This is a genomic window from Bowmanella dokdonensis, from assembly GCF_017254865.1.
Taxonomy (GTDB): domain Bacteria; phylum Pseudomonadota; class Gammaproteobacteria; order Enterobacterales; family Alteromonadaceae; genus Bowmanella; species Bowmanella dokdonensis.
The window spans coordinates 1-314 of sequence record NZ_JAFKCV010000273.1; the positions used below are offsets into that span (position 1 = coordinate 1).

The window sequence follows — 314 nt, forward strand, 5'->3', positions numbered from 1 at the left end:
GGTTGACTAACGGTTGCATAATCTGTGTAGGTCGCTTTTTTACAATCTGTATATGTTAAGTATACAGATAATCTTTATCATAGCCTGCATTGAAATGAATACCCGGACGCGCAATGAAAAACACTCTCCTTTATCTGGTCACCGTGTTGATTTGGGGCTCAACCTGGCTGGCTATTGAGTTTCAGTTGGGAGTCGTGGCACCCGAGGTCTCACTGGTTTATCGCTTTGGTCTTGCTGCGTTGTTAATGTGGGGGTATTGCTGGTATCGAAAACTACCTATGCAGTATGACCTGCGCCAGCATGCCTTCTTTATG

General features: G+C 44.9%; 1 pseudogene. It reads left to right on the plus strand.

The annotated features are described in order from the left end of the window. Positions 1-113: 113 nt before the first annotated feature. A pseudogene (locus J0A66_RS22545) lies at positions 114-314 on the plus strand (EamA family transporter); the annotation flags it as partial.